The organism is Thermomonas sp., assembly GCF_029945965.1.
GTDB lineage: Bacteria > Pseudomonadota > Gammaproteobacteria > Xanthomonadales > Xanthomonadaceae > Thermomonas.
The window spans coordinates 231,747-245,696 of record NZ_JAQSDO010000020.1 but is presented as its reverse complement, the minus strand read 5'-3'; the positions used below and the strand labels follow the sequence as shown (position 1 = coordinate 245,696).

General features: G+C 63.9%; 14 protein-coding genes. 11 read left to right on the top strand and 3 right to left on the bottom strand.

Going from position 1 to position 13,950, the window contains the following annotated elements:
* Positions 1-85 precede the first annotated feature (85 nt).
* Complete coding sequence (locus tag PSV05_RS13845) at positions 86-1,348, bottom strand: threonine/serine exporter family protein (RefSeq protein ID WP_300067008.1); 1,263 nt, start codon at positions 1,346-1,348, stop codon at positions 86-88.
* A gap of 138 nt (positions 1,349-1,486) precedes the next feature.
* Between PSV05_RS13845 and PSV05_RS13840 the strand changes: the two genes are divergently transcribed.
* The 5 genes from PSV05_RS13840 (at position 1,487) to PSV05_RS13820 (ending at position 6,744) form a co-directional block, all read left to right on the top strand.
* On the top strand, positions 1,487-2,608 hold the full coding sequence (locus tag PSV05_RS13840; protein WP_300066315.1) for an ABC transporter permease: 1,122 nt from the start codon (positions 1,487-1,489) through the stop codon (positions 2,606-2,608).
* Position 2,609: 1 nt separating this feature from the next.
* Positions 2,610-3,419, top strand: coding sequence for an ABC transporter ATP-binding protein (locus tag PSV05_RS13835; protein ID WP_300066312.1), 810 nt, complete (start codon positions 2,610-2,612; stop codon positions 3,417-3,419).
* A 17-nt stretch (positions 3,420-3,436) separates the two neighbouring features.
* Entirely contained in the window at positions 3,437-4,363 is a 927-nt protein-coding gene (locus PSV05_RS13830) for an MlaD family protein (RefSeq protein ID WP_300066310.1), read from the top strand.
* Positions 4,364-4,413: 50 nt separating this feature from the next.
* Positions 4,414-5,010, top strand: coding sequence for an ABC-type transport auxiliary lipoprotein family protein (locus PSV05_RS13825; RefSeq protein ID WP_300067005.1), 597 nt, complete (start codon positions 4,414-4,416; stop codon positions 5,008-5,010).
* A 141-nt stretch (positions 5,011-5,151) separates the two neighbouring features.
* Positions 5,152-6,744: an electron transfer flavoprotein-ubiquinone oxidoreductase gene (locus tag PSV05_RS13820; protein WP_300067003.1), complete on the top strand. Its 1,593-nt coding sequence runs from the start codon at positions 5,152-5,154 to the stop codon at positions 6,742-6,744.
* A gap of 101 nt (positions 6,745-6,845) precedes the next feature.
* Here the strand turns inward: PSV05_RS13820 and PSV05_RS13815 are convergent, their stop codons facing one another.
* Both PSV05_RS13815 and PSV05_RS13810 read right to left on the bottom strand, forming a co-directional pair.
* Positions 6,846-7,472 (bottom strand): CoA transferase subunit B, encoded by a 627-nt coding sequence (locus tag PSV05_RS13815; protein ID WP_300066307.1) that lies wholly within the window; start codon positions 7,470-7,472, stop codon positions 6,846-6,848.
* A 135-nt stretch (positions 7,473-7,607) separates the two neighbouring features.
* Complete coding sequence (locus PSV05_RS13810; RefSeq protein WP_300066304.1) at positions 7,608-8,363, bottom strand: CoA transferase subunit A; 756 nt, start codon at positions 8,361-8,363, stop codon at positions 7,608-7,610.
* A gap of 156 nt (positions 8,364-8,519) precedes the next feature.
* Here PSV05_RS13810 and PSV05_RS13805 point away from each other — a divergent pair, with 156 nt between their 5' ends.
* From PSV05_RS13805 to PSV05_RS13780, 6 genes are read left to right on the top strand one after another with little or no spacing between them, the layout of a single operon-like run.
* Positions 8,520-9,266, top strand: a complete 747-nt coding sequence (locus tag PSV05_RS13805) for an electron transfer flavoprotein subunit beta/FixA family protein (protein WP_300066302.1) — start codon at positions 8,520-8,522, stop codon at positions 9,264-9,266.
* The gene (locus tag PSV05_RS13800) at positions 9,266-10,204 is read left to right on the top strand and encodes an FAD-binding protein (RefSeq protein ID WP_300066298.1); all 939 of its coding nucleotides are present in this window, start codon (positions 9,266-9,268) and stop codon (positions 10,202-10,204) included. The genes PSV05_RS13805 and PSV05_RS13800 overlap by 1 nt, the downstream gene beginning before the upstream one ends.
* Positions 10,205-10,209: 5 nt before the next feature.
* Complete coding sequence (wecB, locus tag PSV05_RS13795; RefSeq protein ID WP_345782264.1) at positions 10,210-11,355, top strand: UDP-N-acetylglucosamine 2-epimerase (non-hydrolyzing); 1,146 nt, start codon at positions 10,210-10,212, stop codon at positions 11,353-11,355.
* Positions 11,356-12,345, top strand: a complete 990-nt coding sequence (locus tag PSV05_RS13790; protein ID WP_300066295.1) for a glycosyltransferase family 2 protein — start codon at positions 11,356-11,358, stop codon at positions 12,343-12,345. It abuts the gene before it with no gap.
* Positions 12,342-13,478, top strand: a complete 1,137-nt coding sequence (locus PSV05_RS13785; RefSeq protein WP_300066292.1) for a bifunctional GNAT family N-acetyltransferase/hotdog fold thioesterase — start codon at positions 12,342-12,344, stop codon at positions 13,476-13,478. The genes PSV05_RS13790 and PSV05_RS13785 overlap by 4 nt, the downstream gene beginning before the upstream one ends.
* 7 nt (positions 13,479-13,485) lie before the next feature.
* Positions 13,486-13,851, top strand: coding sequence for a hypothetical protein (locus tag PSV05_RS13780; RefSeq protein WP_300066290.1), 366 nt, complete (start codon positions 13,486-13,488; stop codon positions 13,849-13,851).
* The last annotated feature ends 99 nt before the right edge of the window (positions 13,852-13,950 follow it).

Here is a 13,950-nt window from a genome sequence, read left to right as displayed (position 1 = left end):
CATCGCAATGACAAAACGCCGGCGCAAGCCGGCGTTTTGGTATCTGGATCAATCTGCGGCCGAAGCTCGACTCAGAAGCTGCGAGTCAGAGGTTGCGTCGCGCGGTGACCAGCAGGTTGCCGAACATCAGCCCCGCCAGCAGCGCCATCAGGGTATTCAATGCGGCCATCGCCGCGTCCTGCCCAGCCCCGATGTCCTGTGCCTGCACCAACGAGATCACCCCACGCAATGCCACGCTTCCAGGCACCAGCATGATGATGCCGGGCAACCGCACTAGCGCGCCGGGACGATTGAACACGCGCGCATAGATATTGCCGGCGGCGGTCATCGTGAATGCCGCGAGGAATACGCCGGCGGGTGCATCGAAGACTTCACCGCCAAAACGTGAAATAAGATAACCGGAGGCGGCGGCCGACATCACCAGCGGATAATCGCGACGATGCGCACGGAACAGTACGGCAAATGCATAGGCACCGATCACCAGCGCGCTCAAGACCACCCATTCGGGCTGCGGTCGCCACGCGCGCACGACCGGGTCCAGCCCGACCATGTGCGCCACGTTAAGGGCGATCGCGGTACCAATCGTGAGCTTCAGGATCGTGGTCATCGCCCCGGCGAAACGCGCAGTGCCCGATACCAGGTGGCGGCTGGTCAGTTCGTTCATTGCATTGGTCAACGCCATGCCGGGCAGCAGGACGATCAAGGCAGCGATGATCACCGTATTGAAATTGAGCGGGCCGATCAGGCTGGCCACCAGGATCGATACCGTGCCTGCCAGCAAGCCGGCAATCGCCTCGAATGCTTCCGACAGCCGCGGGCGCGACTGCGCGGCGGCATCCAGCAGGCCGATCATCAGGCCGATGACGCCGGCGGTCCCGATATCCAGCCAGGGCAACCGCAACAGACCGGCAACCGCCGCCGATGCCAGTCCGAACCCGAGCACCTGGAAAACCCGGCCACGCCAGCCGATCCCGCGCAGTAGCGCGCGCAGGGCAGCACGCCCAGCCGGCACGTCCAGGGTCCCGGCCATGACGTCTTCGGCGATACGATCGGTCTCGCACAGCCGGTAAAGGTCGGTATCACCCGATCCAAGCCGCACCACGCGAGTGGTGTCGGACATGCCGGCGGGCCGCGACGGGTCGCTGAAGGCCAGCACCATGCCGGTCGGATTGACCCATGGCTCGCACTCCAGTCCAAGCCGCCTGGCCACCGATTCGATCGCGCCTTCCAGCCGCTGCACGGTTGTGCCGTAGGCATGCAGGCGTTCAGCCAGGTCGACCACGAAGGAGATGCGCTCGACATAGCCGGCATCGGTATAGGCGGGTGCAAGGGTGTCGGCGGGCTGCATGTCGGCTAGGATCGCATGCGTGACTGCCATTCATACATGTCTGCATCGACCGTTTTCCCTCGGCACTCCGAGCGCATCGTCCCGCGCATCATCGCCGCCGAGTTGCGTAAGCTTGCCGCGAGCAATCGCAGGGCCTGCATGAGCAACGCGCCGAACCACCACCCACCTAGTGCATCCGTCGATCCCGGCGATGCCACCCGCCTGTGCCTGTCTGGTCGCTGGACGTTGCGCTATGCCAACGAGATCGGCGATGCCCTGCGCGACGCGCCGAATGGCATCACCGATGTGGATGCCTGCGGCGTCGAGCGCCTGGATACCTTGGGCGTGTTGCAGCTGCTGCGCTATGCCGACCGCCGCGACCTCGACTTCCATCGCTTCAGCTTCCGCGAAGACCAGCACGCGCTGATCGAGGCAATCGAGGACGTCCACGACGAGCGGCCCAAGCGCAAGCGCGATACCGGCTTCAAGGCCGCGTTGGGACGCCTGGGTTTTGCCGTGGTCGACAATGGCAAGGAAGTCATGGCGCTGATCGCCTTCCTCGGCGAGGTGATGGTCAAGATGCTGCGTATGGTCAAGGAACCGCACCGGTTCCGGCTGACCGCCACGGTTCACCACATGGAGCAGGTCGGCCTCGACGCGGTCCCGCTGGTTGCGCTGCTGTCGTTCATGGTTGGCGCCGTGATCGCCTTCCTTGGCGCGATGGTGCTGCGCGATTTCGGCGCGCAGATTTTCGTGGTCGAACTGGTCAGTGCGGCGTTCCTGCGCGAATTTGGCGTGCTGCTCACTGCGATCCTGCTGGCAGGCCGCACCGCCAGCGCATTCACAGCGCAGATCGGGATGATGGTCAACCGCGAAGAGGTCGATGCGATCCGCGTGCTCGGCCTGGATCCGATCGACCTGCTGGTGATCCCGCGCGTGCTGGCATTGCTGGCGATGCTGCCGCTGCTGACCTTCATCGCGATGGTCGCCGGCCTGGCCGGCGGCATGGCGGTCGGCGCGTTCAACCTCGACATACCGGCAGTGGCTTACCTGGCACGCATGCAGGAAATGATGAAGCTCGACAATTTCGTGGTCGGCATGGTCAAGGCACCGATCTTCGCCATCGTCATTGCCTTGATCGGTTGCCTGGAAGGACTGCAGACCGAGGGCACAGCGCAGTCGCTGGGCGAGCGCACCACCTCGAGCGTGGTGCAGGCGATCTCGACGGTGATCGTGATTGATGCCTTCGCCGCATTGTGGTTCATGCAGATGGATTATTGACATGGGCTCCGTGAGCAACGCCGAAGTGCCAGCCGCGCAGGCCGATGACCAGCCCGTCATCAGCGTGCGCGGCCTGGTCAACCGGTTCGGCGACCAGGTCGTGCACGACGGCATCGACCTGGACGTGCGCCGCGGCGAGATCCTCGGCGTGGTCGGTGGATCCGGCACCGGCAAGTCGGTGCTGATGCGCTCGATCCTGGCGCTGCGCAAGCCGGACGCAGGGGAGATCGAGGTGCTGGGGGTCGATGCGCTCGATGATGATCCGCTGCATCGCCGGCATATCGAGCGCAATACCGGCGTGCTGTTCCAGGATGGCGCCCTGTTCTCCTCGCTGACCGTGGGCGAGAACGTGCAGGTGCCGCTCAAGGAGTACTACCCCGACATGCGGGATTCGCTGCGCTACGAGCTGGCCCTGCTCAAGATCAAGCTGGCCGGCCTGTCGGCCGATGCGCTGGACAAGCTGCCCTCGCAACTGTCCGGCGGCATGCGCAAGCGCGCCGGGCTGGCGCGTGCGCTGGCGCTGGATCCGCCATTGCTGTTCCTGGATGAACCCACCGCCGGGCTCGACCCGATTGGCGCGGCCGCGTTCGACGACCTGATCCGGACCTTGCAGCAGGCGCTGGGCCTGACCGTGTTCCTGATCACACACGACCTCGACACGCTATACGCTATCTGTGACCGGGTGGCTGTGCTGGCAGACCGTAAACTGGTCGCAGTGGCGCCTGTGCGCGAACTGGAAACGTTCGACCATCCGTGGGTCAAGGAGTACTTCAACGGCCCACGTGGGCGAGCGGCGCGTGACACCCGCTGAACAGTAGGAAGGATGCAATGGAAACCCGTGCCAACTATGTGCTGATCGGCGGCTTCACCATCCTGGCGACGGTATGCCTGCTGTTGTTCGCGCTGTGGGCAGCCAAGTTCTCCTCCGAACGCAACTGGCGCCAGTACGAGGTGGTCTTCACCGAACCAGTGACCGGCCTGACCGAGGGCGGTGGCGTGCAATACAACGGCATCAGCGTGGGCACCGTGGACAAACTCAGTCTGGCGCCTGACGACGCGCGCAAGGTGGTCGCCCTGCTCAAGGTCAAGGCCGACACGCCGGTCAAGGTCGATACCCGCGCCAAGCTCTCGCAGCAGGGCATCACCGGCGTGCCGTTCATCCAGCTCACCGGCGGCAGCCCGGAAGCCGCGCGGCTGGAACCGGACGGTAGCGGCGAGATCCCGATCATCCGCACCGAGCCCTCAGCACTGCAGAATATCGCCGATACCGCCAGCCGCTTAGTCGCGCGCATGGATAAGCTGATCAGCGAAGAAAACATCGCCAAACTCAGCGCGACGATCGACCATCTGGAACAGGCCACGGGCAGTATTGCCGGCCAGCGCGAGGACATCGCCGCCTTGATCGTCAATGCGCGCAAGGCCACCGAAACGCTTCAGCTCACGCTGGCCACCGCCAATGGCTCGCTGAACAAGATCGACCACAACGTGGTCGACCAGCTGCCTGCGCTGATGGCCAAGCTGGATGCTACCGTTGGCAAGCTCGACTCGGTTGCCGGCAATGCCAATGCGATGATCAGCGAGAACCGCCCGGCGCTGCAGAGCTTCGCCAACGATGGCCTGTCCCAGTTGGGGCCAACCCTGGCCGAGCTGCGCGCCCTGATCAGCGACCTGCGTCGGGTCACCGACCGCTTGGACGGCGGACCCGCGCGCTACATCCTGGGCCACGACGCGCCCAAGGAGTTCAAACCCGAATGAACACGCAAACAAATCCTGCAGCGAGACTGGCCGCGCTATTGTTGTCGGTCATGCTCTGTAGCTGCTCATTGCTGGGCGGATCCAAGGATGCGTCCACGATCTACGCACCCGATCCGCGCGTCGAAGGGGACCCGTCCTGGCCCAACGTCAGCTGGCAGCTCAGCACCACCCGCCCGACGTCACCGCGGATGATGGACAGTCTGCGCATCGCGGTCAGCCCGAAGCCCGGCGAACTGCAGGTCTACAAGGATGCATCGTGGGCACGCACCCCGACCGAAATGATCGAGGACGGCGTACTGCGCGCGCTCGAAGACTCCGGGAAAATCCCGGCGGTCGCACGCCAGGGCAGCGGGATCGGCGCGGATTACCGGCTGGTCATGGACCTGCGCGATTTCGAAGCCGATTACGCAGGCGCTGCGGTGCCGTCGGCCGTGATCGAGGTCAACGTCAAACTGCTGCATTCGCACGACCAGACCGTGGTGGGTAGCCAGACCTTCCGCCATGCACAGCCCGCTACAGGCACCGACGTCACGCTGGTCGCAGATGCCTTCACCCAAGCGCTGGGGGCGACCACCCATGACATCGCCGGCTGGATCCTGACGACCGGGCAGGCCCACGAAATGAAGCACCCCAGCGAGAAGCATTGAGTCACGCGCACACTCGCGCACGACCGTGGATTTGCTGCCTCTGCCGAAACCCCGGAAAATCGTGGCATTGACGGGAATGCCGGGGAGAGTTGCGTGAGCGAAGCCGAACAGATCAACCCTGCTGTCACAGAGCGCGACGTGATGGAGTACGACGTTGTCACTGTCGGCGCAGGGCCCGCGGGCCTGGCGTTCGCGATCCGGCTCAAGCAGCTGGATCCCGGGATCTCGGTGTGTGTCATCGAGAAGGCCAGCACAATCGGCGCGCAGATCCTGTCTGGCGCGGTGATCGAAACCGGCCCGCTGGACGCGCTGCTGCCCGACTGGCGCAAGAGCCCGCCGCCGATTTGCGTGGACGCCACCGACGATGAGTTCTGGCTGCTCAGCAAGACCGGCGGCCGCAAGCTACCGATGCCGCCGGGCATGCACAACAAGGGCAATGTGATCGTCAGCCTGGGTGCAATGTGCGCCTGGATGGCACCGCAGGCCGAAGCATTGGGTGTGGAGATTTACCCCGGTTTCGCCGCCGCAGAAACCTTGCACGATGAGGTGGGCGCCGTCATAGGCGTGCGCATCGGCGACATGGGCGTAGCCAAGGATGGTTCGCACAAGCCGGGCTACACCGCCGGGATTGATATTCGCGCCAAGGTCACCGTGCTGGCCGAAGGCGCACGCGGCCACTTGACCAAGCGATTGATCAATCGCTTCAAGCTGGATGCCGCCAGCGACCCGCAAGGCTATTCGATCGGTATCAAGGAGCTGTGGCAGTTGCCGGAGGACCGCGTGTCGCCCGGCAAGATCGTGCACAGCTTCGGCTGGCCGGCGGACAACAACACCTACGGCGGCAGTTTCCTGTATCACATGGACAAGGGACGCATCGCGCTGGGTTATGTCAGCGGACTTGACTACAGCGACCCCGAATACAAGCCGTGGGAAGCCTTCCAGCAATGGAAGAATCACCCGATGGTCAAGCCGTTGCTGGACGGTGGCAGCATTCTCTCGGCCGGCGCACGCGCGATTGTCACCGGCGGCTATCAGTCATTGCCGAAATGCGACATGCCCGGTGCGCTGCTGATCGGCGACACCGCCGGCCTGCTCAACGTGCCGAAGGTCAAAGGTACCCACCAGGCGATCCGTAGCGGCATGCTCGCCGCTGATCACCTGGTTAGCTCGCAGCTGGTTGCAGAAGGGTTTGACGCGAAGTTGCGTGCGTCGGATGCGATGGCCGAACTGCGCTCGGTACGCAACGTCAAACCCGGCTTCAAGCGCGGCCTGTGGTTCGGCATCCTCAATGCCGCGTGGGAAACAGTGACCGGTGGACGCTCGCCGTGGACGCTGAAGAACAAGCCGGACTGGTCGTCATTGCACAAGCTTGGCGAATGCGAAGAACCCAAGCGCGACTATGTCGATCGCACACTCGCACCGCGTGATCGACTGGCCAGCGTTTACTACGCGGCCACCGAACACGACGAAGACCAGCCAGTGCACCTGCAGGTCGCCGACACCGACATCTGCGCCGGCCGCTGCGTGGTGGAATACGACAACCCGTGCACGCGATTCTGCCCCGCCGCGGTCTACGAAATGGTGCCCGACGCCGAAGCGCCCCATGGCAAGCGACTGCAGATCAACGCCGCCAACTGCGTGCATTGCAAGACCTGCGATATCAAGGACCCATACGAGATCATCACCTGGGTCACGCCGGAAGGCGGCAGCGGCCCGAACTACCAGAATTTGTAGTGCCAGCCTCGCGCCGGCGCCTAGCGGCATGTATCCGCTGCGCGGCTCTAAATGCCGCTTCGCAGACACATCCCGCTCTCGCCGTCGCTACCCGGGATTTTTCAGTGCAACGGCACGCCCGTCTTTTCTACCGCTTCGTCACGACTCACGCCGTCGGCAAGCTCGACCAGCTTCAGGCCATCGGCGGTCACATCGAACACACCCAGCTCGGAGATGATCCGGTTGACCACGCCCACCCCGGTCAGCGGCAGCGTGCATGCCGGCAGGATTTTCGAGCTGCCCGACTTGGTGGTGTGCTCCATCAGCACCACCACGCGCTTGACACCCGCGACCAGGTCCATCGCGCCGCCCATGCCCTTGACCATCTTGCCGGGCACCATCCAGTTGGCCAGGTCACCCTTGTCGGTGACTTCCATCGCGCCCAGGATCGCCAAGTCGATGTGGCCGCCGCGGATCATCGCGAACGAATCGTGGCTACCGAAATAGCTGGCGCCCGGCATCGCGGTCACAGTCTGCTTGCCAGCATTGATCAGATCGGCGTCAAGCTCATCTTCGGTCGGGAATGGGCCGATGCCGAGCAGGCCATTCTCCGATTGCAGCCAGACGTCCATGCCATCGGGAATGTAGTTGGCCACCAGCGTGGGCAACCCAATACCGAGGTTCACGTAAGCGCCATCGGAAAGTTCCTGTGCGGCGCGCTGCGCCATCTCATCGCGGGTCCAGGCCATTCGATTTCTCTCCCTTCGTTTAGTGGATGGCAGCCATCCATGGCACAACACATTGATGTCTTGAATCCCCGGCCCAGCCATCCATGGCTGGGCGTTCACCAGCGCGCGAGCCAGTGGCTCGCAAGTGCCCTGGACTCACCCCATGCTGACGGTGCGTTGTTCGATGCGTTTTTCTGGCGTGGCATTGACCACGATTCTGTCCACATAGATGCCGGACAGGTGTACCTGGTCCGGATCGAGGTCGCCAATCTCGACCAGCTCCTCGACCTCGACCACGCAGGTCTTGCCAGCCATCGCAACCGCCGGATTGAAGTTGCGCGCAGTCTTGCGGAATACCAGGTTGCCGGCCTTGTCCGCTTTCCATGCCTTGACCAGCGAGACATCGGCCTTCAGCGCAGTTTCCAACACGTACCAGCGCCCGTCGATTTCACGGGTTTCCTTGCCGTCGGCGACAATCGTGCCGTAGCCGGTGGCGGTGAAGAACGCCGGGATGCCCGCGCCGCCGGCACGCAGGCGCTCGGCCAGGGTGCCCTGCGGGTTGAACTCCAGTTCCAGTTCGCCGCCCAGGTACTGACGCTCGAATTCCTTGTTCTCGCCCACGTAGGAGGAAATCATCTTCTTGATCTGCCGGGTCTCCAGCAGCTGGCCGAGGCCGAAGCCGTCCACGCCGGCATTGTTGGAAATCACGGTCAACCCCTTCACGCCGGAATCGCGCAGCGCGGCGATCAATGCCTCGGGAATTCCGCACAGGCCGAAGCCGCCCACGGCAAGAGTTTGACCATCCGCCACCAGCCCGGACAGGGCGGTCGCAGCATCTTTGTAGTGCTTGCTCTTGGCATCAGCCACGGCATGCTCCTGATTGATTGAGACGCGGTACAAAACGATCCCCATTCTAGCGGTTGCATGGCACCAGTCTCACCGTACTTTCGGACAGGTGGGACCCGCCAAAGCGGGTTGACAGGGCTCACCTGCAACATACGCGTGCGTCCGTTAAAATAACTGGCTGGCCATTCCGGCCGAAACTGCAAGCACAGGATTCCACGAACGATGAAGATTCTCGTCGCCTACAAGCGCGTGGTGGACTACAACGTCCGCATCCAGGTCAAGCCAGACGGTTCCGGCGTGGTCACCGACGGCGTCAAGCTGTCGCCGAACCCGTTCGACGATATCGCGCTGGAAGAAGCGCTGCGCCTGCGCGACAAGGGCATCGCCACCGAGGTGATCGTCGCCACCATTGCTCCCGCCGACGCACAGCCGCACCTGCGCAATGGCTTGGCGATGGGCGCCAACCGCGCCATCCACGTGGTGGTGGACGGGCAGGTGCAGGCGCTGACTGCCGCGCGCACCTTTCTCAAGCTGATCGAGAAAGAGCAGCCCGACCTGGTGATCCTGGGCAAGCAGGCGATCGATGACGACGCCAGCCAGACCGGACAGATGCTGGCCACGCTGTGGGGTCGCCCGCAGGCGACCTTCGCCAGCAAGCTGGACATCGCCGACGGCAAGGCCACCGTGGTGCGCGAGGTCGATGCTGGCCTGGAGACGCTTGAAGTCGACCTGCCGGCGGTGATCACCACCGACCTGCGCCTGAACGAGCCTCGCTTCATCAAGCTGCCGGACATCATGAAGGCCAAGAGCAAGCCGATGGAGACGATTGCATTCGCCGACCTCGGCGTGGATGCCAGTGACACATTGAAGACCACCCACTACGCGGCGCCTGCCAAGCGCAGCCGCGGCGTGATGGTGAAGGACGCGGCCGAACTGGTCGCCGCACTCAAGGCAAAGGGGTTGCTGTAATGAGCAAGGTTCTCATCGTCGCCGAACACCTGCACGGCAAGCTCAACGCCGCGACCGCCAAGTGCGTGTCCGCCGCGCAGGCACTGAACGCGGAATCCATCGACATCGTGGTGCTGGCTGCGGATCCCGCCGCCGTCGCCGCGCAAGCCGCGCAGATTACCGGCGTGACCAAGGTGCTGACCGTCGCGAATGCCGCGAATGCACATCCGATCGCCCAGGTACTCGCACCGCAGGTGGCGCAGGTCGCCGCCGGCTATTCGCATGTGTTCGGGCCCAGCACCACCTTCGGCAAGGACCTGATGCCCTGCGTCGCCGCCTTGCTCGGCGTGGCACAGGTGTCGGACGTAATGAGCGTCGAGGGCACACATACGTTCAAGCGTCCGATCTACGCCGGCAACGCGATTATTACGGTTGAAGCACCGGCCGATCACACCGTGGTCGCCACCGTGCGCGCCGCCTCGTGGCCAGAAGCCGCCGGAGGCGGTAGCGCATCGGTAGAAGCAGTCAGCCTCGATGCCGCCTTGCCCACGCATACCCGCTTCATCGGCTTGGCAGCGGGCAGTTCCGAACGCCCCGACCTGCAGAGCGCCAAGCGCGTGGTCTCCGGCGGCCGCGGCGTCGGATCGCAGGAAAATTTCAAGATCATTTACGACTTTGCTGACAAGCTCGGCGCCGCGGTTGGCGCCTCGCGCGCGGCGGTCGATGCCGGCTACGTGCCGAACGAGCTTCAGGTTGGCCAGACCGGCAAGATCATTGCCCCGGAACTTTACGTCGCGATCGGCATTAGTGGCGCGATCCAGCACCTGACCGGAATAAAGGATGCAGGTACGATTGTTGCGATCAACAAAGATGGCGATGCACCGATTTTCGAGATCGCCGACATTGGTCTGGTAGGAGATTTGTTCACCGTATTGCCGGAATTGCAGGCGGCGCTTTGAGTCTGGTGGTGGACGCACGCCTGCACGCGATGGTGGTGTTGGGGACGCGTCCCGAAGCCATCAAGATGGCGCCCGTGGTGCTGGCCCTGCGCGAGCGCGACGACGTGCGCGTCAGCGTGGCAGTGACGGCCCAGCATAGACAGATGCTGGACCAGGTCCTCACGCTGTTCCGCATCGTGCCGGAACACGACCTCAACCTAATGCAGCCGCGACAGGATTTGGAGTCCTTGTTCGCCCGCATCCTGCTGGGCATGCGGGACGTCCTGGCGGCGTCACGTCCAGACGTGCTGCTGGTGCATGGAGACACCAGCACCACGTTCGCCAGCGCGCTCGCGGCGTTCTACGCCAAGATCCCGGTGGCACACGTTGAGGCGGGATTGCGTACCGGGAACCTGCAGTCTCCCTGGCCCGAGGAAATGAATCGCCGCCTGACTTCGCCGCTTGCCTCCCTGCATTTTGCCCCCACTGCCGCCGCACGCGACAACCTGCTCGGCGAAGGCATTCCCGGCCTTGGCGTGCACGTGACCGGCAATACCGTGATTGATTCACTGCTGCAAGTAGCGTCCCTGCTCGACGCCGACGCCGGGCTTGCCCGTGAGGTGGCAGCGCGGTTCGATTTCCTCGATACCAGGCGCAAGCTGATCCTGGTCACCGGGCACCGGCGCGAGAACTTCGGGGCGGGGTTCGAGGGCATCTGCGCGGCACTGGCGGAGCTGGCTGGCCGCGACGACGTGCAGATCGTCTATCCGGTGCACCTCAACCCCAATGTCCAGGAGCCAGTCTTGCGGCTGCTGGCGGATCGTCCCAACATCCATCTGATCGAACCGCAGGACTACCTGCCGTTCGTCTACCTCATGCAGCAAGCGCATCTGATCCTGACCGACTCGGGCGGCATCCAGGAAGAGGCGCCGTCACTCGGGAAGCCCGTCTTGGTCATGCGCGATACCACCGAGCGACCGGAAGCGGTTGCCGCGGGCACCGTCAGGTTGGTCGGGACCGACCCCACAAGCATCGTGAACGCGGTGGCCGGCCTGCTCGACGACGGCAACGCTTACCGGGCCATGTCGCTGGCCCACAATCCCTACGGCGACGGCCACGCATCGGCGCGGATCGCCACCATACTGGCAACTTCCGGGCGCGGGGGTCGTTAAGTGGCGATACAACCAGTCAATGCCGACGCACTGCTGCATCTGCGTGCGATTCCTAACCTGTTGAGCATTGTTTCGCCCGTCTACGGATGTGCACCCTGTCTCGAAGACCTGGTGGAGCGACTGCTGCGTGCGGTTGATGGCCGCTGCGATGCGGTGGAGATCATCCTGGTTGACGATGCCTGCCCGGATAATGCATGGCCGCGCATCCTTGAACTCGCGGCAACGCACTCCAGCGTGAAGGGCCTGCGCCTGTCGCGTAACTTCGGGCAGCATTACGCGATTGCCGCGGGGATCGAGCACGCGCGTGGCGACATCGTCGCCCTGCTGGACTGCGACCTGCAGGACCTACCCGAGGAGATGCCTCGACTGCTTGCACGTTCGCGCGAAGGCTACGACATCGTATTCGCGTCACGCGAGCAGCGGCAGGACGGCCTTCGCAAGCGACTTGCTTCGCGCGCGTTCTCCGGCGTCCTGGGCTACCTCACCGGCGTACCCCAGGACCACACTACCGCCAACTTCGGGGTGTTCAGCCGACGGGCGATAGATCTCGTCAACCGCATGCCCGAGCGGGATCGCTGCTTTCCCCTGATGGTGAAGTGGACCGGCCTGCCGATGACGACGGTACCCGTGCAACATGCTCCGCGCACCTCTGGCCGAAGCGGATACAGCCTCCGCAAGCTGATCAACCTTGCGACGGACATTGTGCTGTCGTATTCCGACAAACCCTTGCGGCTGGTGGTGCAGACCGGCCTGTGGTTCTCGGTGTTTGCGCTCGTGATCGTACTTGTCAGCGTCTATCGCTTCAGCATCGGCGACGTTGCCGTCGCGGGCTTCACCAGCATCATCGCGTCGATCTGGTTGCTGGGGGGCGTGGTCACTTTCTGCGTTGGCATCATCGGCCTGTATCTCGGTCGCCTGTTCAATGCCTCCAAGCAGCGTCCTTACTACGTGGTTGCCGACCGCACCGCCAACGCGGAAGATCCGGCATGAGTGAGCTCTCCACGCTGCGTCATTCCGCACTGGAATCTGAACGCTTCGGGCTTCGCATATCGCGTGCGGAAATGGACGACCTGGAGGAAAAGCGGCTGGTTGGGCAGATCATTGCCGACAGCGTCGACGTGGCCATCATCCGCCTGCCCGCGGGCCTGCGGACGGCCTCGTCGCGCCTGTCGCGCCACGGCCTGCCCACCCTGCACGCCGACACCCTGGTTTACTACACGCTGGACCTCGGCACTCACGTACCGCGTGCGCTGCGCAACCAGGATCTCGCGTTCTCCATCGCCACGATCACCGATGCCGCGGAACTGCAGGCACTGGTGGAGACTACGTTCGTCGGCTACACCAGTCACTACCACGCCAACCCGAACTTTCCGGCCGAACGGATCCTGGCGGGTTACCTGGAATGGGCGGGTGGATACATTGATACCTCCAGCACCGACCGTATCACCTGGGTCGCCCGGCGGCATGGCGCTATCGTCGCGTTCGCCTGCTGCAAATTCAACGAACACGCCAGCACCTGCGAAGGCGTGTTGTACGGGGTGCATCCCGCCCATGCCGGCGGCGGCCTGTATGGCGACCTCATTCGCCACACCCAGTCCGAATTCAAGGCGCGCGGCTTCGGCAAGATGGAGGTTTCCACCCAGGTCTGGAACTACGCCGTGCAGAAAGTCTGGGCGCGAGAGGGGTTCGTGCTGGCGCGTGCGCTGGATACCTTCCACGTCAACGCCATGCTCAGCGCCGCCGACCGCATCGTGGAGCGCGAGGTACTGTTCAGCAACGATCAGGTGGAACGCTTCGCCCTGGCATCGGGAGACACCAATCCGCTGCACCTTGACGACGCCAAGGCGCGCGCCGCCGGCTTTGAGGGGCGCATCACCCATGGCATGCTGGCCGGCGCAGAGCTCTCGAGGATCTTCGGGACCGAAGTTCCAGGCGCGGGCACCCTGTACTTGCGAGCCAACATGACGTTCCTGCGACCCGTGCTTGCTGGCCAGGCGCACAGGCTTCGCATCCTTTACCGGTCCTCGCCGGGTTCCCGCACCACACAAGCGGTGGCGACGATCACGGATGCGCACGGGCGCGCCTGCGTGCTGGCTTACAATGATCTGCTGGCCAACCGGTGACCCATCGATGATCGGATACCTGCTGGTTGCCACCACCGTCCTGCTCACCGTCTACGGTCAATTCGTGATCAAGTGGCAAGTCGCCATGGCGGGCCCCATTCCGGCGGGACTGGACCAGAAGGCGATCTACATTTTCCACCTGCTGACGAATCCCTGGATTGCCAGCGGGCTGCTGGCAGCGCTCGTGGCATCGGTGGCATGGATGCTGGCGCTGACTAAACTCCCGTTGAGCGTTGCATATCCATTCACGGCGTTCGCGTTCGTCATTGTGGTCCTTGGCAGCGGGGTGCTGTTCGCCGAGCCCATCAGCACCGCCAAGATGCTGGGCGTGTGCCTGATCGTGGCCGGCATCGTGGTCGCAGGGCTGAATTGAACGCGTGCTTGCCATGCGGATGCCCGCATGACGGAGGCACGTGTCCGCAGTGCGGGTACGCCCCGGAATCGATCCATGGTTTTCCTGCGTATGCGCCGA

Excerpts from the sequence above, each read along its gene's own strand:
- PSV05_RS13845 (WP_300067008.1), bottom strand. The coding sequence starts at position 1,348 with ATGCAGCCCGCCGACACCCTTGCACCCGCCTATACCGATGCCGGCTAT.
- PSV05_RS13840 (WP_300066315.1), top strand. The coding sequence starts at position 1,487 with ATGAGCAACGCGCCGAACCACCACCCACCTAGTGCATCCGTCGATCCC.
- PSV05_RS13835 (WP_300066312.1), top strand. The coding sequence starts at position 2,610 with ATGGGCTCCGTGAGCAACGCCGAAGTGCCAGCCGCGCAGGCCGATGAC.
- PSV05_RS13830 (WP_300066310.1), top strand. The coding sequence starts at position 3,437 with ATGGAAACCCGTGCCAACTATGTGCTGATCGGCGGCTTCACCATCCTG.
- PSV05_RS13825 (WP_300067005.1), top strand. The coding sequence starts at position 4,414 with ATGCTCTGTAGCTGCTCATTGCTGGGCGGATCCAAGGATGCGTCCACG.
- PSV05_RS13820 (WP_300067003.1), top strand. The coding sequence starts at position 5,152 with ATGGAGTACGACGTTGTCACTGTCGGCGCAGGGCCCGCGGGCCTGGCG.
- PSV05_RS13815 (WP_300066307.1), bottom strand. The coding sequence starts at position 7,472 with ATGGCCTGGACCCGCGATGAGATGGCGCAGCGCGCCGCACAGGAACTT.
- PSV05_RS13810 (WP_300066304.1), bottom strand. The coding sequence starts at position 8,363 with ATGGGGATCGTTTTGTACCGCGTCTCAATCAATCAGGAGCATGCCGTG.
- PSV05_RS13805 (WP_300066302.1), top strand. The coding sequence starts at position 8,520 with ATGAAGATTCTCGTCGCCTACAAGCGCGTGGTGGACTACAACGTCCGC.
- PSV05_RS13800 (WP_300066298.1), top strand. The coding sequence starts at position 9,266 with ATGAGCAAGGTTCTCATCGTCGCCGAACACCTGCACGGCAAGCTCAAC.
- PSV05_RS13785 (WP_300066292.1), top strand. The coding sequence starts at position 12,342 with ATGAGTGAGCTCTCCACGCTGCGTCATTCCGCACTGGAATCTGAACGC.
- PSV05_RS13780 (WP_300066290.1), top strand. The coding sequence starts at position 13,486 with ATGATCGGATACCTGCTGGTTGCCACCACCGTCCTGCTCACCGTCTAC.